Annotated in this window: 21 protein-coding genes; 11 read left to right on the plus strand and 10 right to left on the minus strand. The window is 67.4% G+C overall.

The window, feature by feature from the left end; all coding sequences use genetic code 11:
• Nucleotides 1-383: 383 nt before the first annotated feature.
• Nucleotides 384-668 carry a hypothetical protein gene (locus JYG37_RS07635; RefSeq protein WP_124556921.1) on the plus strand — a complete coding sequence of 95 codons (285 nt, stop codon included), beginning with the start codon at nt 384-386 and terminating at the stop codon, nt 666-668.
• Nucleotides 669-704: 36 nt separating this feature from the next.
• Here JYG37_RS07635 and JYG37_RS07640 read toward each other — a convergent pair whose 3' ends face one another.
• Complete coding sequence (locus JYG37_RS07640) at nt 705-1253, minus strand: GNAT family N-acetyltransferase (protein ID WP_050011451.1); 549 nt, start codon at nt 1251-1253, stop codon at nt 705-707.
• A 48-nt stretch (nt 1254-1301) separates the two neighbouring features.
• Nucleotides 1302-1922, minus strand: coding sequence for a helix-turn-helix domain-containing protein (locus JYG37_RS07645; protein WP_213345987.1), 621 nt, complete (start codon nt 1920-1922; stop codon nt 1302-1304).
• Between the two features lie 146 nt (nt 1923-2068).
• Between JYG37_RS07645 and JYG37_RS07650 the strand changes: the two genes are divergently transcribed.
• Nucleotides 2069-2305 (plus strand): ParD-like family protein, encoded by a 237-nt coding sequence (locus JYG37_RS07650; protein ID WP_050011449.1) that lies wholly within the window; start codon nt 2069-2071, stop codon nt 2303-2305.
• The gene (gene map / locus JYG37_RS07655) at nt 2305-3111 is read left to right on the plus strand and encodes a type I methionyl aminopeptidase (RefSeq protein ID WP_089488275.1); all 807 of its coding nucleotides are present in this window, start codon (nt 2305-2307) and stop codon (nt 3109-3111) included. The genes JYG37_RS07650 and map overlap by 1 nt, the downstream gene beginning before the upstream one ends.
• A gap of 101 nt (nt 3112-3212) precedes the next feature.
• Here map and msrC read toward each other — a convergent pair whose 3' ends face one another.
• Together msrC and JYG37_RS07665 are read right to left on the minus strand one after the other, a co-directional pair.
• Entirely contained in the window at nt 3213-3716 is a 504-nt protein-coding gene (msrC, locus tag JYG37_RS07660; protein WP_089488276.1) for a free L-methionine (R)-S-oxide reductase MsrC, read from the minus strand.
• 103 nt (nt 3717-3819) lie between these two features.
• Nucleotides 3820-4737 (minus strand): LysR family transcriptional regulator, encoded by a 918-nt coding sequence (locus JYG37_RS07665; protein ID WP_050011446.1) that lies wholly within the window; start codon nt 4735-4737, stop codon nt 3820-3822.
• A gap of 111 nt (nt 4738-4848) precedes the next feature.
• On the opposite strand from JYG37_RS07665, the gene JYG37_RS07670 reads away from it, so the two are divergent.
• Entirely contained in the window at nt 4849-5715 is an 867-nt protein-coding gene (locus tag JYG37_RS07670) for a pirin family protein (RefSeq protein WP_050011444.1), read from the plus strand.
• 135 nt (nt 5716-5850) lie between these two features.
• Nucleotides 5851-6342, plus strand: coding sequence for a GNAT family N-acetyltransferase (locus JYG37_RS07675; RefSeq protein ID WP_089488277.1), 492 nt, complete (start codon nt 5851-5853; stop codon nt 6340-6342).
• 15 nt (nt 6343-6357) lie between these two features.
• On the opposite strand, the gene JYG37_RS07680 is transcribed toward JYG37_RS07675, so the two are convergent.
• The 3 genes from JYG37_RS07680 to JYG37_RS07690 are packed head-to-tail and all read right to left on the minus strand — an operon-like array spanning nt 6358 to nt 8355.
• On the minus strand, nt 6358-7227 hold the full coding sequence (locus tag JYG37_RS07680) for a cytochrome c oxidase assembly protein (RefSeq protein ID WP_050011442.1): 870 nt from the start codon (nt 7225-7227) through the stop codon (nt 6358-6360).
• Between the two features lie 10 nt (nt 7228-7237).
• Nucleotides 7238-7684, minus strand: a complete 447-nt coding sequence (locus JYG37_RS07685) for a copper chaperone PCu(A)C (RefSeq protein ID WP_050011440.1) — start codon at nt 7682-7684, stop codon at nt 7238-7240.
• Nucleotides 7685-7692: 8 nt separating this feature from the next.
• Nucleotides 7693-8355 (minus strand): SCO family protein, encoded by a 663-nt coding sequence (locus tag JYG37_RS07690; protein WP_425542604.1) that lies wholly within the window; start codon nt 8353-8355, stop codon nt 7693-7695.
• Nucleotides 8356-8590: 235 nt separating this feature from the next.
• Here JYG37_RS07690 and otsB point away from each other — a divergent pair, with 235 nt between their 5' ends.
• Complete coding sequence (gene otsB / locus JYG37_RS07695) at nt 8591-9343, plus strand: trehalose-phosphatase (protein ID WP_050011438.1); 753 nt, start codon at nt 8591-8593, stop codon at nt 9341-9343.
• Complete coding sequence (gene otsA, locus JYG37_RS07700) at nt 9340-10725, plus strand: alpha,alpha-trehalose-phosphate synthase (UDP-forming) (protein ID WP_204383729.1); 1386 nt, start codon at nt 9340-9342, stop codon at nt 10723-10725. Before otsB ends, otsA begins: the two co-directional genes overlap by 4 nt.
• Nucleotides 10726-10812: 87 nt before the next feature.
• On the opposite strand, the gene JYG37_RS07705 is transcribed toward otsA, so the two are convergent.
• A complete protein-coding gene (locus JYG37_RS07705; RefSeq protein WP_050011436.1) occupies nt 10813-12645 on the minus strand; it encodes an ABC transporter ATP-binding protein in 1833 nt (610 codons plus the stop codon).
• Nucleotides 12646-13206: 561 nt separating this feature from the next.
• Here JYG37_RS07705 and JYG37_RS07710 point away from each other — a divergent pair.
• From JYG37_RS07710 to JYG37_RS07720, 3 genes are all read left to right on the plus strand, one after another.
• Nucleotides 13207-14271 carry a glycosyltransferase family 4 protein gene (locus JYG37_RS07710; protein WP_006476459.1) on the plus strand — a complete coding sequence of 355 codons (1065 nt, stop codon included), beginning with the start codon at nt 13207-13209 and terminating at the stop codon, nt 14269-14271.
• Between the two features lie 226 nt (nt 14272-14497).
• Nucleotides 14498-15307 carry a hypothetical protein gene (locus JYG37_RS07715; protein WP_089488280.1) on the plus strand — a complete coding sequence of 270 codons (810 nt, stop codon included), beginning with the start codon at nt 14498-14500 and terminating at the stop codon, nt 15305-15307.
• A gap of 38 nt (nt 15308-15345) precedes the next feature.
• Nucleotides 15346-15810, plus strand: coding sequence for a DUF2214 family protein (locus JYG37_RS07720; protein WP_050011432.1), 465 nt, complete (start codon nt 15346-15348; stop codon nt 15808-15810).
• A gap of 190 nt (nt 15811-16000) precedes the next feature.
• Here JYG37_RS07720 and gudD read toward each other — a convergent pair whose 3' ends face one another.
• On the minus strand, nt 16001-17353 hold the full coding sequence (gudD, locus tag JYG37_RS07725) for a glucarate dehydratase (RefSeq protein ID WP_050011431.1): 1353 nt from the start codon (nt 17351-17353) through the stop codon (nt 16001-16003).
• A 362-nt stretch (nt 17354-17715) separates the two neighbouring features.
• Between gudD and JYG37_RS07730 the strand changes: the two genes are divergently transcribed.
• Nucleotides 17716-18465, plus strand: a complete 750-nt coding sequence (locus tag JYG37_RS07730) for a FadR/GntR family transcriptional regulator (RefSeq protein ID WP_213345988.1) — start codon at nt 17716-17718, stop codon at nt 18463-18465.
• Between the two features lie 135 nt (nt 18466-18600).
• On the opposite strand, the gene JYG37_RS07735 is transcribed toward JYG37_RS07730, so the two are convergent.
• Nucleotides 18601-19749: a branched-chain amino acid ABC transporter substrate-binding protein gene (locus JYG37_RS07735; RefSeq protein ID WP_050011430.1), complete on the minus strand. Its 1149-nt coding sequence runs from the start codon at nt 19747-19749 to the stop codon at nt 18601-18603.
• Between the last annotated feature and the right edge of the window lie 173 nt (nt 19750-19922).

The raw sequence follows: 19922 nt of genomic DNA on the forward strand, positions 1-19922 counted from the left end.
TTGGCAGGCAAAATTCACGGCATCTGCGATTCGGGCTGTATATTTTCGGCAATGTTCAGCGTTCGCGCCCAGAAAATGTTTTTTCGTCGGCAATAGGTTTTTCTGCCCTGTCTGCGGCCGCCAGGGGTCCTGGTGAAATTTCCCGATAATTTTAAAAAAATGGTGCCGTAATGATTTTCATGTGGCAAGCAATAATCAGATCTGTAGATCCCCGTCAGATCATATTAGGAAATTTCCTTAAATAAGGTGTGACAAGCTATCTATCGTTTACCCGTAGAAATTGATTTGATGATTTCATATCCAATTAAATTGAATGTTTCTCCATTGGGAATGAAGATTATTTTTGTCAGCACTGGGCGTTGTAGTTTCGGCTTCGAATTCAGGTGCAGATCACGATATCTGCATCAGACGTGCTTGCGTGGACGATCTCTATTGCGCATTTAAAGACGGTTGCCGCAGTAAATGCTAACCGCCGCATCTTGCGTCGATTATATTTCCACGTAAAAGAAGGCGGCATTCAAGGTGAATGCCTGATAAATAAAAATACGGCTGCCGTTGCCGCTCTGCTGAAAATTGCCCGTGCCGCTCGCGCGTCGTTACATAGTGGGTCGAGAGACTGGTCGGAAGAGAGCGTCCGGTGGCAAAACGATGCGGGTAGGGTGGGGTAAGTCTTGGCGTCGATTTATGCGCCGGCCGCAAAGCAATTACCCATCCACCGGCTGCACCGGCGTCTCGAGCTTCAGTTGATAGAACGCCGCATCGAGCCAACGGCCGAATTTGAATCCGGCCTCCGCGATCGTGCCCGCGTGCTCGAACCCCAGTTTCGTATGCAGTGCGATGCTGCCGGCGTTGGCCGCGTCGATGCAGCCGACCAGCACGTGGACCTGCGCTTCGCGCGCACGCCGGACCACTTCGCGCAGCAGCAGTTCGCCGAGCCCGCGACCGCGCTGATCGTTGCGCACGTAGACGCTGTGCTCGACCGTGTACTTGAATGCCGGAAACGCGCGGAACGTACCCCAGCTCGCGAAGCCGAGCAGCGTGCCCGCCGCGTCGACGGCGCCGATGATCGGAAAGCCGCCCGCGCGCTTCGTCGCGAACCACGTGATCATCGCTTCCGGCGGGCGCGGCCGGTAGTCGTACAGCGCGGTCGAGTTCACGATCGCGTCGTTCAGGATCTCGAGAATGGCCGCCGCGTGTTCGGCCTCGCTGCAATCGATCAGGCGCACGTCGTCGCGCTGTGTCGGGGAATTCATACGTTTCCTTCCTGTTTGGCTAAACCGGTTGCACACACGGCGCGCGCATTACGCGCCGCGCATGCCGGCGGCGGATGCATCGCAAATCGCGACGATATAGCGCGCGGCATGCGGCGACGGATTGCTGAAGATCAGCGGCTGGTCGAGCCGCATCGCCAGGCAGTCGCCTTCGCGAAGTTCGTGAAGCGTATCGCCGAACGTGACGTCGACACGGCCGCTGATGATCCACACCTGCTGATGCAGCGCGCTTTCGCGCCCGCCGCTGTCGTACGCGACGCGCGCGCCGGGCGGGAAATCGACCTCGACGAGCTGGATCGGCGACGGCCAGCCGGCCGGCGACAGGTTGCGTCGCACATAGCCGGACGCCGGATCGCGCCATTCGGCCTGCTGCGCGCGCCGTGCGAGCGGCTGGGTGGGCGCGTCGTCCCGCTCGCCGCCGAACAGCCCGGCCAGCGACACGCCGAGGCCGGCCGCGAGCTTGTCGAGCACGACGGCCGTCGGGCTGGCCGCCGCGCGTTCGATGAGCGAGATCATCGAACGGCTGACGCCGGAACGCGCGGCCAGCGCGTCGAGTGTGTAGCCTCGGACGGTGCGCAGGTCGCGCACGCGCCGGGCAATGCGCTCGTTGATGCCGGTATCGTCGGCCGCGGTGATCGCTGATTCTTTCATGATGGATTGATTTTCCAGCAAACTGGAATTTGATGTCAACGGCATTTCCGGCCGCTGGGCGGCGGGAGGCGCGCGCGAACGGCTTGCCCGGTCGTCGTGCACGGCGTAATATACGAAACAGCTACGTTTCGTTTAATTGGGGATATATGGGCATCATCAAGATTTCCGAGCACATGCATGAACGGCTGCGCTCGACGAGCACGGCGCTGAGCCGTTCGATCAATGCACAGGCCGAACACTGGCTGCGCGTCGGGATGCTGGCGGAACTCAATCCGGCGCTCTCCTACGGCGACATCTGCAAGATGTTGATCGAGGCCGAGGCGCGGGGCGGCGACGTGGGGCCGGCCGAGACGGTCGCGCAGAGCATCGAGCAGGTGGCGTAATGGCGAAACGCGAAATTCCGATCCGCGGTGCCGCGGAAATCGCCAAGTCGCGCGAAGCCGCGAAGCTCGCGTCGCAGGTGCTGACGATGATCACCGAGCACGTGAAGCCGGGCGTCACCACCGACGAGCTCGACGCGCGCTGCCGCGAATACATCGTCGACGAACTGGGCGCGATCCCCGCGAACATCGGCTACCACGGCTATCCGAAGACGCTGTGCACGTCGGTCAATCACGTGGTCTGTCACGGCATTCCGACGTCGCGGCCGATGCGTGACGGCGATATCGTGAACCTCGACATCGCGGTGATCAAGGACGGCTGGTTCGGCGATACGAGCCGCATGTATTTCGTCGGCGAACCGAACGAACTCGCGCGGCGGCTCGTCGCGTCGACCTACGAGGCGATGCATGCCGGCATCCGCGCGGTGCGTCCCGGCGCGACGCTCGGCGACGTCGGCTATGCGATCCAGCAGGTCGCCCATCGCGAAGGATTCAGCGTGGTGCGCGAGTATTGCGGACACGGGATCGGCGACGTCTATCACGACGAGCCGCAGGTGCTGCATTACGGTCGCCCGGGCACCGGCCTGCCGCTGCGGCCGGGGATGATTTTCACGATCGAGCCGATGCTGAACGCGGGCAAGCGCGACACGCGCATGCTGGCCGACGGCTGGACCGTCGTCACGGCGGACCATTCGCTGTCCGCGCAGTGGGAGCACATGGTCGTGGTGACGGAAACGGGCTTCGAGGTGTTGACCGAGGACGCGAAGCCGCAGGGGTTCGCCGCGCTTTCGGGCACGCACGCAGCCTGACGCCGGTCGTGCGCCGCAGACGGCGGCGCGGCATTGCAATGAAACGGGCCCCTTCGCGGGGCCCGTGTCGTTCGGCGGCCAGCGCCGCGGCGCCGCGACGCCTAACCGCGCGCCTTCTGCCACGCGTGTTCGACGAACACGCGGCACAGCGCTTCCATCCCTTGGCGGTCTTCGTCGTCGAAGCGCGCGGCGACCGGGCTGTCGACGTCCCATACGCCGATCAGCGTGCCGTCGGCGGCCACCAGCGGCACGACGATTTCCGATTCCGACGCCGCATCGCACGCGATATGGCCCGGGAAGTCGTGCACGTCGCGCACGACCTGCGTCTCGCGCGTTTGCGCGGCCGTGCCGCACACGCCCTTGCCGAGCGCGATCCGCACGCACGCGGGCTTGCCCTGGAACGGCCCGACCACGAGCTCGGTGCCGTCGAAGAAGTAGAAGCCCGCCCAGTTCAGGCGATCGAGCGAGTGATACACGAGCGCGGAGAAATTCGCGGCGTTCGCGGTCAGGTCGCGTTCGGATTCGACGAGCGCGCGTGCCTGCTCGACGAGCGTCGCGTATTGATCGGCCTTGGAGGCGGTAGGGTCGTTGGACAGCGTGAACATGGCGGGAAAGCGATAGGGGTTGTGAAAATGCGCATTGCGCGTACCGCAGTCTACGGCACGCGCGCGCGGTCTGCAGCGCACGGTTGTGCGTGATGCGGCGCGTTCAGTCGGGTTCGAGTTCGGCGAACCGCTCGGCCAGGAAATCGAGCAACGCCCGCACCGCGGGCAGCAGCCCGCGGCGCGACGCGAACACCGCGTGCACGATTTCGCGGCGCGGCGCCCAGTCGGGCAGCACGGTGACCAGTTCACCGCGCGACACCTCGTCGCGCACCATCATCGTCGGCAACTGCACGACGCCGACGCCCGCGGCGGCCGCCGCGCGCAGCGCGAGCATGCCGCCCGTCACGAAGCGCGGCTGGTGATGGATTTCCGCGTGCGCGCCGTCGGGCCCGCGCAGCCGCCACACGTGCGTGGACTGCGGCACGCCGTGATCGAGGCTCGGCAGGCGCGTCAGATCGGCGGGAACGGCCGGCACGCCATGCTCGCGCAGCAGCGCGGGGCTCGCGACGAGGCACTGGCCGCGCTCGGCGAGCACGCGCAGCGCGAGATCGCTGTCCTCGAGCGGCGGCGGCCGCACGCGGATCGCGACGTCGATCCCTTCGCCGACCACGTCGACGCGCCGGTTGGTGGCTTCCAGGTGAATCTCGACGCGCGGGCACGCGGCCATGAACGCGGCGATCATCGTGCCGACCAGCGAATCGAGCAGCACGATCGGGCAACTGACGCGCACGATGCCGCGCGGCTCCTCGTGCAGCAGCGCGATCGCCTCGTCGGCGGCATCGGCTTCGACGAGCATCGCGCGGCAATGCGCGTAATAGGTCTGCCCGACGTCGGTGACCGTGAAGCGGCGCGTCGAACGCTGGATCAGCCGCATCCCGAGCCGCGCCTCGAGCAGCGCGATACGGCGGCTCAGCTTCGATTTCGGCATGTCCAGCGCGCGCCCGGCCGGCGCGAAGCCACCATGTTCGACGACCTGCACGAAGTAGTAGAGATCGTTCAGATCCCGCGCTTTATCGTTCATGAAATGGAACGCTGAGTGCGATTTCGGCAGTCTACCGGATCGATCGTTCCATCTCTATATTGTCGCTCATGGATGCGAAACACGGGTTTCGCCGCAATTCGGAGAAGGCAAATGAAGAAGATCCAGGGTGTGTACAGTGCGCCGCGCGGCCATTGGGTCGGCGACGGTTTCCCGGTGCGTTCGATGTTCAGCTACCAGTCTCACGGCACGCACCTGAGCCCATTCCTGCTGCTCGATTACGCCGGCCCGGCGACGTTCGAACCGGCGAGCGCGCCGCGCGGTGTCGGCCAGCATCCGCACCGCGGGTTCGAAACGGTGACGATCGTCTATGACGGCGAAGTCGCGCACCGCGACTCGACCGGCGCGGGCGGCACGATCGGCCCGGGCGACGTGCAGTGGATGACGGCCGCGAGCGGGATCCTGCACGAGGAATTCCACTCGGAGGCGTTCACGACGCGGGGCGGCCCGCTCGAGATGGTGCAGCTGTGGGTGAACCTGCCCGCCGCGGACAAGATGGGCGCGCCCGGCTACCAGACGCTGCTGAACGCCGATATCCCGGTGGTCGAGCTGCCGGACGGCGCGGGGCGCGCGCGGATCATCGCCGGTGAGTTCGACGGGCGGCGCGGCCCGGCCCGCACGCACACGCCGATCGACGTGTGGGACGTGCGGCTCGTGGCGGGCGGCCATGCGCGGTTCCCGGTCGCCGAAGGGCGCACGCTCGCGGTGGTCGTGCTGAGCGGCACCGTGCTGGTGAACGGCGAGACGGTGGCGCGCGAAGCGCAGTTCGTGCAACTCGGCCGCGACGGCAGCGACGTCGAGATCGAAGCGAACGGCGACGCGAAGCTGCTGATCCTGAGCGGCGAGCCGATCGACGAGCCGGTCGTCGGTTACGGCCCGTTCGTGATGAATTCGCAAGAGGAAATCCGGACCGCGATCGACGATTTCAACAGCGGCCGCTTCGGCCAGATGCCGGCATGACCGCATGACGAGCAGGCCCCGCGCGATGCGGGGCCTTTTTTTCGCGCGCGGGCAGGCGGTCGCGCGCGACGCGTGCTTCGAGGCATAATCGACGGTTGCCGCGCGCCGGCCGGCGCGCCCGAATCAGGACCGCACATGAACGCCTCCGCACCCGCCGCATCCCCGAGCGCCGCCGATCTCGACTGGCGCTGGAAACCCTTCGACGCGCTGACGGCACGCGAAATCTATTCGATCCTCGAAGCGCGCAGCGCCGTATTCGTCGTCGAACAGAACTGCGTGTATCGCGACATCGACGATGCGGACCAGGCCGCGTGGCACCTGGCCGCCTTCGATCCGGCCGGCCGCCTGGCCGGCTATCTGCGCGTGCTGCTGCCGGACGCGCAGCACACCGACGTGCGCATCGGCCGCGTGCTGACGACCGCCGCGTTTCGCGGCGCGGGCCTCGGCAACGGGCTGCTGTCGCGCGCGCTCGAGCATATCCGCGCGCAATGGCCGGATACGCCGGTGAGCCTGCATGCGCAGGCCCACTTGCAGCGTTTCTACGGGGCATTCGGCTTCACGCCGAGTTCGGACGTGCACGACGAGGACGGCATCCCGCACGTGTGGATGAGCAGCGCGCGAGCATGACGCGCGCCGCGGCGGTCAGTGCGCGGTGCGTGCGACCGGCGGCTTGTCCGCGCGCTGCGCGACCCGTTCGCCGATCAGGCGCCCGCGCGCGGACAGCCGCAGCCAGTGCCGCAGTGCGATCAGCGCGCCGATCACGCTCATCATCGAGCCGGGAATCCACAGCAGCAGGCCGCCGATCTGCTGGTCGCGCAGCGGGCTCAGCCACGTGAACGCGCGGCCGCAGATCGAATAGATCGGATACAGCTCGTGCGGCGTGAAGAAGATCAGCGCGCCGAGCGCGATCTGCGGCGGGATTGCCGCGACGACGATCAGGATCCGGCGGCCCGGCGACAGTCGCGCGGGCGGCGCGGGGCGCGGATCGACGACGAGCCACCAGAACAGCAGCCCGTCGATCACCATGCTCCAGTTCATCACGCGATAGAGGCGCCAGTCGAGCATCGCGATGAAGTGGATCGGCGACAGCAGCCAGAAATAGATCAGCCCGACGAACAGCACGACTGCGACGACCGGATGGAACACCACGTCGAGCGTCGCCCGCACCGGCGCCCACGCGAGCGCGGGGCGCACGAAGCGCTGCCGCCAGCGGAACGGAATGCCCGCACGGATCGCCGCGCCCGGATAGGACAGCGCGATGAAGAACGGCCCGAGATGGTGCAGCACGAGGTGCTGCGCGCGGTGCAGGAAGAATTCATGCTCGAAGAAGTAGTCGAGCCGCGTGTGCAGCGCGATGTAGAGCGCGGTCAGCCCGAACCAGAACGAGAACTGCCGCAGCGGCGACACCTTCGCCTTCCTCGCGCCGCGCGCGAACAGCACGGCGGCCGTCAGCACCGCGATGACCACGGTCGGCGACGGTTCCCACGGATCGAGCCAGTACAGGACGTTCATCGCGCGCGCATCACTTCGTCTTGGCCGGCGATTTCACGGCGAACGGCGCATCGACCGTTTCGCCGTCGGAGAATTTCAGGCGCAGGTGCACGGTGTCGCCGGGCTTGATCGCGTGCTTCGGTTCCTCGAGCATGAAGTGATAGCCGCCCGGCGCGATGTCGACCTTGCCGCGCGCGGGGATCGTCAGCTTGTCGACCATTTCCATCTTCTGCGTCGAGCCGTTCGACACCGTCTGGTGCAGCATCGCCATCCCGTAGTCGGGGCTGTCGACGTCGACGAGGTCGATCGGCTTGTCGCCGGTGTTCACGAGCGTCACGTAGCCGCCCGCGGGCAGCTTGTTCGGCAGCCAGCGCACCCACGCGTTCTGCGCGCTGATCGCGCCGGCGGCATACGCGTGCGCGCCGGCGCACAGCGCGGCGACGAGGGCGAACGTCTTGAAGGTCGTTTTCGTGTTCATGGCGGAATTCAGGTCGTGGAGGCAGTGTCGATGATCCGGCGCACATCGGCGGCGATGGCGTCGGGCGAATCGCGATCGGTCGCGAGCAGGCGTGCGCGGCCGGTCGCGTCGAAGACGTAGACGGCCGAGCTGTGCGTCACTTCGTAGCCGCCGGACGGATCGCGTTTTTCCATCTGGTACGCGACGCGATAGCGCTTCGCGAGCGATTCGATCTGGCCGTCGGTGCCGGTCAGGCCGCGCGCATGCGCGGCGTCGAACGCGGCGACGTAGGACTGCATTGCCTGCGGCGTATCGCGCGCGGGGTCGACCGAGACGAACAGGATGCGCACGTTGTCCGCCTGCGGGCCGAGCTTCGCCAGCACTTCCATCAACCGCGCCAGCGTTTCGGGGCAGACGTCGGGGCAGTGCGTGTAGCCGAAGTAGACGAGCGCGACGCGGCCGCGGAACGCGTCGGCGTCGACGGGACGGCCGTCGCCGCCCGTCAGCTCGAACGACAGGTCGGGCAGGTGGCCGGTGACGTTGGTCAGGTTCCAGCGCGGCTCGTCGTGCGTGCACGCGGCGAGCGCCACGGCGGCGGCGAGGGCCGCGGCCGTGCGGATGAGGCGGGAGAGGCGAGACGGCATCCTGGGGCTCGATCGGGCGAAATGGGTGACCGGCCGGCGCGATGCCATGCGTCGCGCGGCAGGCGGTTGCGACTGTAGCGCAATTCGCGCGCCTGCGTCCTTTTGAAACCGGTACGGGGCTGGCGAGCGGGGCAATATGTCGCAGTTGACGCGGCGGGCGGCGCGAGGTCCGCGCTGCCCCGGTTTCGCCCATCTGGGGGCGCAGGCGCGGTAAGATGCGCACAACTCCATTCGCGCAGTGGCGGCCTGCGTTTTGCCGGCCGGCCCTCAGACTATCGAATCGATGCAATCCGTTCCGGCTTCCCTGTCCCTGACCGATACCGCGTTCTTCTTCGACTTCGACGGCACGCTCGTCGAGCTGGCGCCGACCCCCGACAGCATTCACGTTCCGCCGTCGCTGCTGACGCTGCTCGACGAGTTGTCGCGCCGCTCGCACGGCGCGGTCGCGATCGTGTCCGGACGCGGGATCGACAACCTCGACACGTTCCTGAAGATGCCCGGCCTGCCGATCGCCGGCCTGCACGGCGCGGAGCGCCGCGACGCGAACGGCGACACGCAGCGCATCGGCTTCAACGACGAGCGCCTGCTGCGCATCGAGCGCGAGCTCGCAGGCGTGGTCGATCGCCATCCGGGCATGCTGCTCGAAATCAAGGGTGCGGCCGTCGCGCTGCACTTTCGCAATGCGCCCGAGCGCGAGGCGGTGGCGCGCGAAGCGGCCGAGCGCCTCGTCGCCGACTATCCGGATGCGTACGTGCTGCAACCCGGCAAGATGGTGTTCGAGATCAAGCCGAAGGGCGTCGACAAGGGGCGCGCGCTGGCCGCCTTCCTCGACGAGCCGCCGTTTGCGGGCCGCGTGCCGCTGTTCGCGGGCGACGACCTGACCGACGAGAAGGGCTTCGCGGTGGTCAACGCGCGCGGCGGCCTGTCGATCAAGGTCGGCGCGGGCGAGACGTCCGCGCGGATGCGGCTCGATTCGGTCGACGCACTGCATGAGCAGATCGCACGCTGGCTCGGCGCGGGGCAACCGCACGCATGAGCCGGCTCATCATCGTTTCAAACCGCGTCGCACCGATTTCGGAAGGCGAACCGGCGGCGGGCGGCCTCGCGATCGGCGTCTACGACGCGCTGAAGGAAACCGGCGGCATGTGGTTCGGCTGGAGCGGCGAAGTGGTCGCGTCCGGCGCGCCGCAGCCGCAGATCCGCATCGAGGAGCGCGGGCCGGTGACGTTCGCGACCGTCGGGCTGTCGCGCCGCGATTACGACCAGTACTACCGCGGTTTCTCGAACGCGACGCTGTGGCCCGCGTTTCACTACCGCGCGGACCTGATCCAGTACGATCGCCACGAATTCGACGGCTACCGCCGCGTCAACGTGTGGCTCGCGCAGCAGCTCGTGCCGCTGCTGCAGGACGACGACGTGATCTGGGTGCACGACTATCACCTGATTCCGTTCGCGCGCGCGCTGCGCGACGCCGGCGTGAAGAACCGCATCGGCTTCTTCCTGCACATCCCGTTTCCGGCCGCGCAGGTGCTCGTCAACGTGCCGCCGCACCGCGAGCTCGTCGAGTCGCTGTGCGCGTTCGATCTGCTCGGCTTCCAGACCGAGCCCGATCTGCGCGCGTTCTGCGACTACATCGCGTTCGAGGCGGACGGCGAGGTCGAGCACGACGGGCACACGGCGCACGTGCGGGCGTTCGGCCAGACGCTGCGCGCGGCCGCCTATCCGATCGGCGTGTATCCGGACGAGATCGCGTCGCTCGCGCAGGCGGGCGAGCACGGCAAGGCGGTGCGCACGCTCGCGACGTCGCTGCGCGGGCGGCAACTGATCATGAGCGTCGACCGGCTCGATTATTCGAAGGGGCTCGTCGAGCGCTTCCGGGCGTTCGAGAAGCTGCTCGAGCATCAGGCGTCGATTCGCAACCGCGTGTCGTTCCTGCAGATCGCGCCGTCGACGCGCGCGGACCTGCGCGCGTATCAGGACATCCGGCTGCAGCTCGAAGCGGAGTCGGGGCGCATCAACGGGCGCTACGCGGAGCTCGACTGGGCGCCGATCCTCTACATTCACCGCCAGTACGACCGGCAACTGCTGGCCGCGCTGTACCGGCTCGCGCGCGTGGGTTTCGTGACGCCGCTGCGCGACGGGATGAACCTCGTCGCGAAGGAGTACGTGTCCGCGCAGAATCCGGACGATCCGGGCGTGCTGGTGCTGTCGCGCTTCGCGGGCGCCGCGCGCGAGCTCACGGGCGCGCTGATCGTCAATCCGATCGATATCGACGGGATGGCCGATGCGCTGTCGCAGGCGCTGACGATGCCGCTCGCCGAACGGCGCGCACGCTATGCGGACATGATCGCGCAGCTTCGCGAGAACAACGTGTCGGTGTGGCGGGACAATTTTCTGCGCGATCTGCAGCAGGTCTGATCCCGATCCATTGCTGCCGCTGCAATTGAAAAAGCCGCCGTGCGAGCAAGCACGGCGGCTTTTTCGTTGGCCGGATGCCGACGCGCGTCAGGCCACGCGTTCGCCGGTCGGCGTGTTGCCGTCGGTGGCCGCATGATGGCGGCCGTGCTGCTTCGCGAGCAGATCGCGGTACAGGCCGGGGCGGTTGCGCAGCACCTCGGGCGGGCCGTCGTCGATCACCTTGCCGTTGCTCATCACGATGATGCGGTCGAAGTTGCGCAGCGTCGATAGGCGGTGCGCGATCGCGATCACCGTGCGGCCGACCATCAGTCGGTCGAGCGCGCTCTGGATCGCTTCCTCGGATGCGCTGTCGAGCGCCGACGTCGCTTCGTCGAGCAGCAGAATCGGCGCATTCTTCAGGATCGCGCGCGCGATCGCGATGCGCTGGCGCTGGCCGCCCGACAGCTTGACGCCGCGGTCGCCGACGATCGTGTCATAGCCTTCCGGCATCGCCTCGATGAACTCCGCGCAGCGCGCGTCGCGCGCTGCGGCGAGCACTTCGTCGCGGGTCGCGTCAGGGCGGCCGTACGCGATGTTGTCGTAGATGGTCCGGTGCAGCAGCGAGATGTCCTGCGGCACCAGCGCGATCGCGTGGCGCAGGCTGTCCTGCGTGATGGCCTTCACGTCCTGGCCGTCGACCTTCACGACGCCGTCCTGCGTGTCGTAGAAGCGCTGCAGCAGCGCGAGCACGGTCGATTTGCCCGCGCCCGACTTGCCGATCAGGCCGACGCGCTGGCCCGGCTCGATATGCAGGTCGAAGTGGTCGAGGATCGCGCGGCGGTGCGGATACGCGAACGTCACGCGCTCGAAATCGACGCGGCCGCCCGTGGCCGACAGCGGCTGCGCGTCCGAGCGGTCCGGCATCCCGTGCGGCTCGAGCAGCGTCTTCACCGCTTCGGACAGGCGGGCGACGTGCTGCGTGACGTCGACGAGCGCGACCGCGAGGTCGCGCGTGCCGTGCAGGATCGTGAAGCCGAGCGAGCTGACGAGCACGATGTCGCCCGACGTCGCGCGGCCCTGATCCCACAGCCACAGCGCCCAGCCAAGCAGGCCGGCGGACAGCATCGCGGTGATCACCGCGTGCAGGAGCCGCAGCTTTTCGAGATAGAGCAGGCTCTGCTGGCGTGCGTCCATCTCGGCCTTCACCGTCGCGCTGAAGCGCTTCTGTTCGCGCAGCGTCATCCCGAACGCGCGCACAAGGCCCATGTTGCCGATCACGTCGACGAGCTCGCCGTCGACCGCCGCGGCCTTCGCCGCGAACGCGTGATGGCGTGCGGAGCCGCGGCCGGCGAGCTTGAACAGGATGACGGACAGTACGGCCGAACAGCCGAGCAGGCCGGCCGCCATCAGCGGATTGACGACGATGATCATCAGGATCGCGCCCATCACCGCGATGCACGGCGGCAGCACGTTCCACGCCATCGTGTTCTCCGACGTGTAGACCGCGTTCGACGTGGCCGTGATGCGGCTGGCGAGCGTGCCGGGCTGCTTCTCCGAGTAATACGTCGGCGAATGGCCGATCAGGTACTGGAACAGGTCGCGCCGCAGGTCGCCGGTGACCGCGACGAACGTGTGCGCGGCGACCCAGCCGCCGACGCGCCACAGCAGGTTGTCGGCCGCGATCAGCCCGACGAGCAGCGCGAACGCGCTCCACAGCGGGCCCGGGTGATGGCGTCCGGTCGCGAGCACGTCGATCAGGTGCTTGATCGCATATTGCGAGCCGAGCGCGCAGCCGACGGCGGCCAGCACGCTGCAGAGCACGACCAGGTGCGCGACGGGGTGGAGGCGGATGTAGCGGAACAGGAACGCGATCGGCCGATGCGCGTAGCTCGACAGCTTCGCGTTGTGGGCGTTGCGCTGGGCGGGGGTGAGAGATTCCAAAATATGGGTGCGGTGATTCGGTGATTGAGCGGGGCGGCTGGGTCGCAGGCCGGCGTTCGCCCGGACTGAATAATCCGGCATTGTAAACAACGCCGCGCGTCGCGCTGCGCGAATCTTGCCTTGGCCAGGGGCTCGCGCTCGATTTTGAGATAAAATCCGGCATCCCGTCCTGCGTGCCGGAATCACGCTGCCGGCAGCTGCGGGTTAACAAGGATCGCCAAAACGGCCTTCCACTCTAGAACGGACGCCCGAGTCCGCGGGTTGCAAAGTGTTGCGCCTTTGTAACAAAGTAAAGTGTTTGAAATGTCGTGCGCCGTATCGGGAATAACCCTAGATAATCGGCTCCGGGTTCGATTCCAGGTTTTTTTACGAACCCCTGTCAACGGGTCTTCGTTTCAAACGTTCTATGCCTGTCGCGTCGCCGACGCTCCTTGAGCAGCGCGGGTTCGACGCCCCCGGCAGGCTGATTCGTCCGAGGTTCGGACGACATGTTTCCAGCCCGGACCACCGGCAGGTTGCCGACCCATACCTGGTTTTTTGCCGATTTTTTAGGAGTTACGCATGCGAATCGCCCAAATCGCTCCGTTGCATGAAGCGGTGCCCCCGAAACTGTACGGCGGTACCGAGCGAGTGGTGTCCTATCTCACCGAAGCACTCGTCGAGATGGGGCATGACGTCACGCTCTTCGCGAGCGGCGATTCGCAAACCTCCGCGAAGCTCGAAGCGTGCTGGCCGCAGGCGCTGCGCCTCGACCCGACGATCCGCGACGTGATGGCCCCGCACATGCTGCTCCTCGAGCAGGTGCGCCGCCGCGCGGAAGAGTTCGACGTCCTGCACTGCCATATCGACTACTACCCGTTCTCGCTGTTCTCGCGCCAGCCGGTCCCGCATCTGACGACGATGCACGGCCGTCTCGACCTGCCGGAACTGCAGCCGATCTTCAACGCGTTCAGCGACGTGCCGGTCGTGTCGATCTCCGACAACCAGCGCATCCCGCTGCCGCAGGCGAACTGGCTGTCGACCGTCTACCACGGCCTGCCGGAAAACCTGCTGACGCCGATCCCGAACGTGAAGCCGAGCTACCTCGCGTTCCTCGGCCGCATCTCGCCGGAGAAGCGCGTCGACACGGCGATCCGCATCGCCGAGCAGGCCGGCCTGCCGATCAAGATTGCCGCGAAGCTCGACAAGGCCGACCGCGCGTACTACGAAGAGAAGATCAAGCCGCTGTTCGCGCTGCCGCACGTCGAGTACATCGGCGAAATCAGCGAGTCGGAGAAGACCGAATTCCTCGGCAACGCGCATGCGCTGCTGTTCCCGATCGACTGGCCGGAGCCCTTCGGCCTGGTGATGATCGAGGCGATGGCCTGCGGCACGCCGGTGATCGCGTTCAAGCGCGGCTCGGTGCCGGAAGTGATCGACAATGGCGTGTCGGGCTTCGTCGTCGAAGACGAATTGTCGGCCGTCGCCGCGCTCAAGCGTCTCGATACGCTGCCGCGCGAGAAGGTTCGCGCCGCGTTCGAAGCCCGTTTCTCGTCGAAGGTGATGGCGCAGAACTACGTGAAGGGCTACGAGGAACTGCTGCGCCAGAAGCGCCGCACGGTGCTCCGCGAAGTCAACGCAAGCTGATTGCGGGCCGCCGCCGCGCGGCCGCCACGACGCCCCGTCCGGGTTTTCCGGCGGGGCGTTGTCACATCTGCGGCGCGGATCTGTTGTATTCTCGCCGCGCCCGACGCTGCGAACGGCCTCCGAAGCGGCCCGGCACACCATCCTGCCGTCTGTCCAGACGGTAATGTCCCTATAATGGCCGTGCCGTGAAATCCGGCCCGGTACGACTATCCAGAGGAGAGCAGTCTTGGCGAGAACGAAAACCACGCGCGCAGCGCCGGCCCCCGGCGCCGGCGTGATCTTCGCGTTGCGCGCGATCGGTCTCGTGCTGCTCGCGCGCTGGCTGTTCTCGATGTCCCAGATGGGCTATCGCTCGTCGCTGTCGGCGATGGTGTCGTCGCCGTGGGCATTCCTCTACCTCATCCTGATCTTCCTGCTGCTCGCGCTGCCGGGCGCCGCCGCGCGGGCCGAGCGGCCGTTCCATCCGCTGCCGCAGTGGCTGCGCCAGGCGCTGCGCGTGTTCGCGCTGATCGGTTTCCTGTTTGCCGCGTGGTCGATCGGCGCGTTCACGTGGGCGGCCGGCTGGCGCCGCGCGCTGCATGCGGTGACGGCGACCAACGGCTGGCTCGTCGCCGCGCCGGCGCTGTACGCGGCGATCGTCTGGATCTGCCGGCCGCGGCCGCTGTGGCGGACCAACGTGGCCGCGCGCCGCTTCGCGGTCGGCCGGTATGCGATCTCGCTCGACGTGCTGACGCGCACCGCGATCGTCTGGATGGAAAGCCGCAAGGTCGGCCAGTACGACGCGCGCGAACTGTCGGTGCGCTGGCCCGGCCGGGTCGCACCTGCCGCGCCCGCCGCGGGCGAGCAGGGCGCGCAGCAGGCGGTCGTGCCGCCGCGTCGCGGCAGCCTGTTCAATCGGCCGAAGGTGGAACTGCTGTGGGATTCGCCGGCGGCTGTCGGCCACAACCGGCAGGTCGTGATGCGCACGCCGCTCGCGACCGAAGGGGACCGCGTCGCGGTGCTCGCGCTCGACGCGGCGCTCAAGCAAATCGTCTGACAGGCTCGCGCACCGGGCGCGGGCGACAAGGAGGCGCGATGATCGTCCGTTGGTTGCTGGCTGCCATTCACCTGAGTGCGTTCGGCGTCGCGTTTGCCGCGATCGCGGCGCGTAACCGCGCGTTGCGCCGGCTCATCGCATCCGCGCAGGCGGTCGATTTGCCCGGCGTGTTCAAGGCCGATGCGGTCTGGGGCGTGTCGGCGCTCGTGCTGATCGCGACGGGCGTCGCACGCGCGTTCGGCGGTTTCGAGAAAGGCACCGCGTACTACCTGCACGAACCGCTCTTTCACCTGAAGATGACCGCGCTCGTGCTGATCCTGCTGCTCGAGGTCGTGCCGATGCTGGGGCTGATCCGCTGGCGTGTCGCCGCGCGGCGGCAGCAGATGCCCGATATCGGCCGTGCGCGCACCTATGTGCGGGTCGGTCACTGGCAGGCGGTGCTGGTGATCGTCATCGTGTTCGCCGCGTCGGGGATGGCGCGGGGGATTGGCGCAGGCGGCTAGGGACGCCCGGTTAGGGACGCCCGGTTAGGGGGCGGCAGGCCAGGGGATCCATCAGCGGGCGACAGGCTAGCCGCGCGCGCGAATCCCGCTTTTGCTTCGCCGGCCTTTCCCGGCCGGCGATCGCCAATCCACCGGCGAACCGCATCATTCCGTCCGACCGGGCGGACCTGCCGCCCGGTTCGTCGCCCCCTCAACGCACGAGGCACGGGCGCTTGTTGTTGAACGTCCAGCCCGGGATCAGATACTGCATCGCCGCCGCGTCGTCGCGGGCGCCGAGGCCGTGCTGCTTGTACAGCTCGTGCGCGAGCGCGACCGCATCCATGTCGATGTCGATACCGAGCCCCGGCCGCTTCGGCACTTCCACCAGCCCGTTCTCGATCTTCAGCGGCTCGCGCGTCAGCCGTTCGCCGTCCTGCCAGATCCAGTGCGTATCGATCGCGGTGACCTGGCCCGGCGCCGCGGCCGCGACGTGCGTGAACATCGCGAGCGACACGTCGAAGTGGTTGTTCGAATGCGAACCCCACGTGAGGCCCCAGTCGCGGCACATCTGCGCGACCCGCACCGAGCCCTGCATCGTCCAGAAATGCGGATCGGCGAGCGGGATGTCGACGGCGTGCAACTGCACCGCATGGCCCATCTGCCGCCAGTCGGTCGCGATCATGTTGGTGGCCGTCGGCAGCCCCGTCGCGCGGCGGAATTCGGCCATCACCTCGCGGCCCGAGTAACCGTTCTCCGCGCCGCACGGATCTTCCGCATACGCGAGCACGTGATGCTGATCGCGGCACAGTCGCACGGCCTCGTCGAGGGACCATGCGCCGTTCGGATCGAGCGTCACGCGCGCGTCGGGGAAGCGCTCGGCGAGCGCCGTCACGGCTTCGATCTCGCTCGCCCCGTCGAACACGCCACCCTTCAGCTTGAAGTCGTTGAAGCCGTAGCGCGCATGCGCGGCTTCGGCGAGCCGCACGACGGCTTCGGGCGTCAGCGCGGCGTCGTCGCGCACGCGGGTCCAGTCGTCGGTCGCGCCGCGGCCGTCGCGATAGGGGAGCGCCGTCTTCGTGCGATCGCCGACGTAGAACAGGTAGCCGAGCATTTCGACCCGCTCGCGCTGCTGGCCTTCGCCGAGCAGCGCGGCGACCGGCACGCCGAGATGCTGGCCGAGCAGGTCGAGCAGCGCGGCTTCGAGCGCGGTGACCGCGTGGATCGTCGTGCGCAGGTCGAAGGTCTGCAGCCCGCGGCCGCTCGCGTCGCGGTCGGCGAAGGTGCGGCGCACGTCGTTGAGCACCGCGTGATAGTTGCCGACCGGCTGGCCGACGACGAGCGCGCGCGCGTCGTCGAGCGTGCGGCGGATGCTCTCGCCGCCCGGCACTTCGCCGACGCCCGTGCGGCCCGCGCTGTCCTTCAGGATCACGAGGTTGCGGGTGAAGAACGGGCCGTGCGCGCCGCTCAGGTTGAGCAGCATGCTGTCGTGGCCGGCGACCGGAATCGCTTGCAGGTCGACGATGCGCGGCGTGTCGTGGGAAGGCGAGGCAGTGACGGCGTTCATGGGCGGCGATGGCGAAAAAGTAGGCGATGCCGTGCGGCAAAAGCTTTGCCGCGCGCGGCGTGAGGTGCGATCATTCGACAACCGACGTGCGCGGCGCGCAAGCCCCGCATGTCGACGCAACCCGAACACGGGGTGGAAGCGACAACCGGGCCCATGGAGCGCAGCGCGCGAACACGGGTCGATCGATCGTTACGCACGGGACCAGGCGGGACTGAACAGCCGACCTGAGTCGACAGGAGACTGTGCGCCGATCATCAGTCGTCGGATGACTTGTGACGCAGTATAATGAATCATCGGCTTTCGCTCAAACCCCGCGTAAACCCTCGGCTCACATTACGATCATTCAAAAAGGAACCGGCCACATGTCCGTGCCTACGCTTCCCGCAGCGCCGCGCCGTCGCGCACGCAGCCTCGCACAAGATGTCGTCGACGCGCTGACCGCGCAGATCGAAAACGGCACACTGCGTCCCGGCGACAAGCTGCCGACCGAAACCGAAGTCATGGCGGCGCAGGGCGTGAGCCGGACGGTCGTGCGCGAGGCGATCTCGCGGATGCAGGCGAGCGGCCTCGTCGAGACGCGCCACGGCATCGGCAGCTTCGTGCTCGAGCCGTCGCGCCGCCAGACGCTCGGCATCGATCCCGCGACGATCACGACGCTGCGCGACGTGCTCGCGGTGCTGGAGCTGCGCATCAGCCTCGAAAGCGAGTGCGCGAGCCTCGCCGCGCAGCGCGCGAACGATGCCGACCTCGCCGCGCTGCGGCGCGCGCTCGACGCGATCGCGACGGGCGCGGACGGCGGCCGCGACACCGCGCAGCTCGACTTCCAGTTCCACCTGCAGATCGCGCAATCCACCGGCAACCGCTATTTCGTCGACATCATGACGCAGCTCGGCACGTCGATCATCCCGCGCACGCGCGTGAATTCGGCGCGCTTTGCCGGCGACGACCTCGAGCGCTACGTCGGCCGGCTGAATCACGAGCACGAGGACATCTACGAGGCAATCGCGCGCCACGACCCGGAAGCGGCCCGCGCCGCGATGCGCACGCATCTCACGAACAGCCGCGAGCGGCTGCGCCGCGCGCACGAGGCGGCGGAGGCCGAAGCCGGCTGACCGCCGGGTTGCGGAGCCCGCGCGGCTGCGCGCGGGTGAAATCGCTTTAACATCAGTCGTCATATGAGATCGGGGTGATTCCGCCGATCTTCACGGCCGGGCGGCGTGCCCGCCGCCGGCCGCCCGCCTCGCCGATCAGCCTCCCTTCGTCACGATCGTCTTCCACGCGCCGTTCTTCACCTGGTACAGCGTCGACATCCCGCTCTTCAGCGAGCCGTCGTTCGCGAACGAGATGCGGCCGGTCACGCCTTCGAAGTCGACTTTCTTGAGCGCCGGGCGATAGGCCTTCGGGTCGGTCGAACCGGCCGCCTGCATCGCCTTGATCGCCGCCCACGCCGCGTCATAGCCGAACTGCGCGTACGACAGCACGTCGACGCCGAAGCGCTTCTTGAAGCGCGCCTCGAAATCCTTGCCCTGCGGCAGCTCGTCGAGCGGCCGGCCGTATTCCCATGCCATCGCGCCTTCGGCGGCCGGGCCCGCGATCTTGATGAACTCGTTGTCCTTCACGCCGCCGCCGCCGACGAACTGCGCGTTCAGCCCGAGCTGACGCATCTGCTTGATGAAGTTCGCGGCGAGCGAATCGAGGCCGCCGAAGAAGATCAGGTCCGGGTTCTTGCCCTTGAGGCTCGTGATCTGCGCGCGGAAATCGACGGCCTGGTTGTTGGTGAACTCGCGTCCGATGATCGTGCCGCCGGCAGCCTTCACGGCCTTCTCGAATTCGTCGGCCTCGCCCTGGCCGAACGCGGTGCGGTCGTCGATGATCGCGATGCGCTTCGCCTTCGTCACGTCGACCGCGTACTTGCCCGCGTTGCCGGCGTTCTGGCCGTCGGTCGCGATCACCATGAACATGTTCGCGAGCCCGCGCGACGTGAGCGTCGGGTTGGTCGCGGCCGGGTCGATCACCGGAATGCCGGCCTTGTCGTAGACCACCGACGCCGGAATCGTCGTCCCCGAGTTGAAGTGGCCGACCACGACCGACACGTTCTGGTCGACCAGCGCCTGCGCGGCCTGCACGCCGATGCGCGGGTCGGCCTGGTCGTCCTGCACGACGAGATTGAAGCGGGCGGGCTTGCCGGCGATCTGCACCTTCTGCGCGAACGCATCGTCGAGCGCGAGCTGCACGCCGTTCTGCAGATCCTTGCCGTAGCCGGCGTTCACGCCCGTGAGCGGCGCGGCGAAGCCGACCTTCACGTCGGTTGCGTCGGCAGCGTGAGCAGCCTGTTGCGAGAGGAGGGCAAGCGCGGAGGCAATGGACACCGACAGCAGGGAATGACGGAATTTCATGTTGTTCCTCTTGTTCGACACCGGCGAGTGGGTACCGCGCGCGTCCGGGCGGGCCGGGCGCGTGCGACGGGCGGGCGGTTCGACCGCTTCTCGGAATCGGGCGGGGAGGTCGGCAGCGTGATCCTCGGAAACATCTCCCGTCAGGCTCCGTGAAGAGCCCCGATTGCTTCGAT

The sequence above is a fragment of the Burkholderia sp. LAS2 genome, from assembly GCF_018417615.1.
Classification (GTDB): domain Bacteria; phylum Pseudomonadota; class Gammaproteobacteria; order Burkholderiales; family Burkholderiaceae; genus Burkholderia; species Burkholderia sola.

What these genes read in the sequence shown, in the direction of transcription:
- JYG37_RS07640 (WP_050011451.1), bottom strand. Translation starts at nt 1,253, where the DNA reads ATGAATTCCCCGACACAGCGCGACGACGTGCGCCTGATCGATTGCAGC.
- JYG37_RS07645 (WP_213345987.1), bottom strand. Translation starts at nt 1,922, where the DNA reads ATGAAAGAATCAGCGATCACCGCGGCCGACGATACCGGCATCAACGAG.
- JYG37_RS07650 (WP_050011449.1), top strand. Translation starts at nt 2,069, where the DNA reads ATGGGCATCATCAAGATTTCCGAGCACATGCATGAACGGCTGCGCTCG.
- map (WP_089488275.1), top strand. Translation starts at nt 2,305, where the DNA reads ATGGCGAAACGCGAAATTCCGATCCGCGGTGCCGCGGAAATCGCCAAG.
- msrC (WP_089488276.1), bottom strand. Translation starts at nt 3,716, where the DNA reads ATGTTCACGCTGTCCAACGACCCTACCGCCTCCAAGGCCGATCAATAC.
- JYG37_RS07665 (WP_050011446.1), bottom strand. Translation starts at nt 4,737, where the DNA reads ATGAACGATAAAGCGCGGGATCTGAACGATCTCTACTACTTCGTGCAG.
- JYG37_RS07670 (WP_050011444.1), top strand. Translation starts at nt 4,849, where the DNA reads ATGAAGAAGATCCAGGGTGTGTACAGTGCGCCGCGCGGCCATTGGGTC.
- JYG37_RS07675 (WP_089488277.1), top strand. Translation starts at nt 5,851, where the DNA reads ATGAACGCCTCCGCACCCGCCGCATCCCCGAGCGCCGCCGATCTCGAC.
- JYG37_RS07680 (WP_050011442.1), bottom strand. Translation starts at nt 7,227, where the DNA reads ATGAACGTCCTGTACTGGCTCGATCCGTGGGAACCGTCGCCGACCGTG.
- JYG37_RS07685 (WP_050011440.1), bottom strand. Translation starts at nt 7,684, where the DNA reads ATGAACACGAAAACGACCTTCAAGACGTTCGCCCTCGTCGCCGCGCTG.
- JYG37_RS07690 (WP_425542604.1), bottom strand. Translation starts at nt 8,355, where the DNA reads ATGGCATCGCGCCGGCCGGTCACCCATTTCGCCCGATCGAGCCCCAGG.
- otsB (WP_050011438.1), top strand. Translation starts at nt 8,591, where the DNA reads ATGCAATCCGTTCCGGCTTCCCTGTCCCTGACCGATACCGCGTTCTTC.
- otsA (WP_204383729.1), top strand. Translation starts at nt 9,340, where the DNA reads ATGAGCCGGCTCATCATCGTTTCAAACCGCGTCGCACCGATTTCGGAA.
- JYG37_RS07710 (WP_006476459.1), top strand. Translation starts at nt 13,207, where the DNA reads ATGCGAATCGCCCAAATCGCTCCGTTGCATGAAGCGGTGCCCCCGAAA.
- JYG37_RS07720 (WP_050011432.1), top strand. Translation starts at nt 15,346, where the DNA reads ATGATCGTCCGTTGGTTGCTGGCTGCCATTCACCTGAGTGCGTTCGGC.
- gudD (WP_050011431.1), bottom strand. Translation starts at nt 17,353, where the DNA reads ATGAACGCCGTCACTGCCTCGCCTTCCCACGACACGCCGCGCATCGTC.
- JYG37_RS07730 (WP_213345988.1), top strand. Translation starts at nt 17,716, where the DNA reads ATGTCCGTGCCTACGCTTCCCGCAGCGCCGCGCCGTCGCGCACGCAGC.
- JYG37_RS07735 (WP_050011430.1), bottom strand. Translation starts at nt 19,749, where the DNA reads ATGAAATTCCGTCATTCCCTGCTGTCGGTGTCCATTGCCTCCGCGCTT.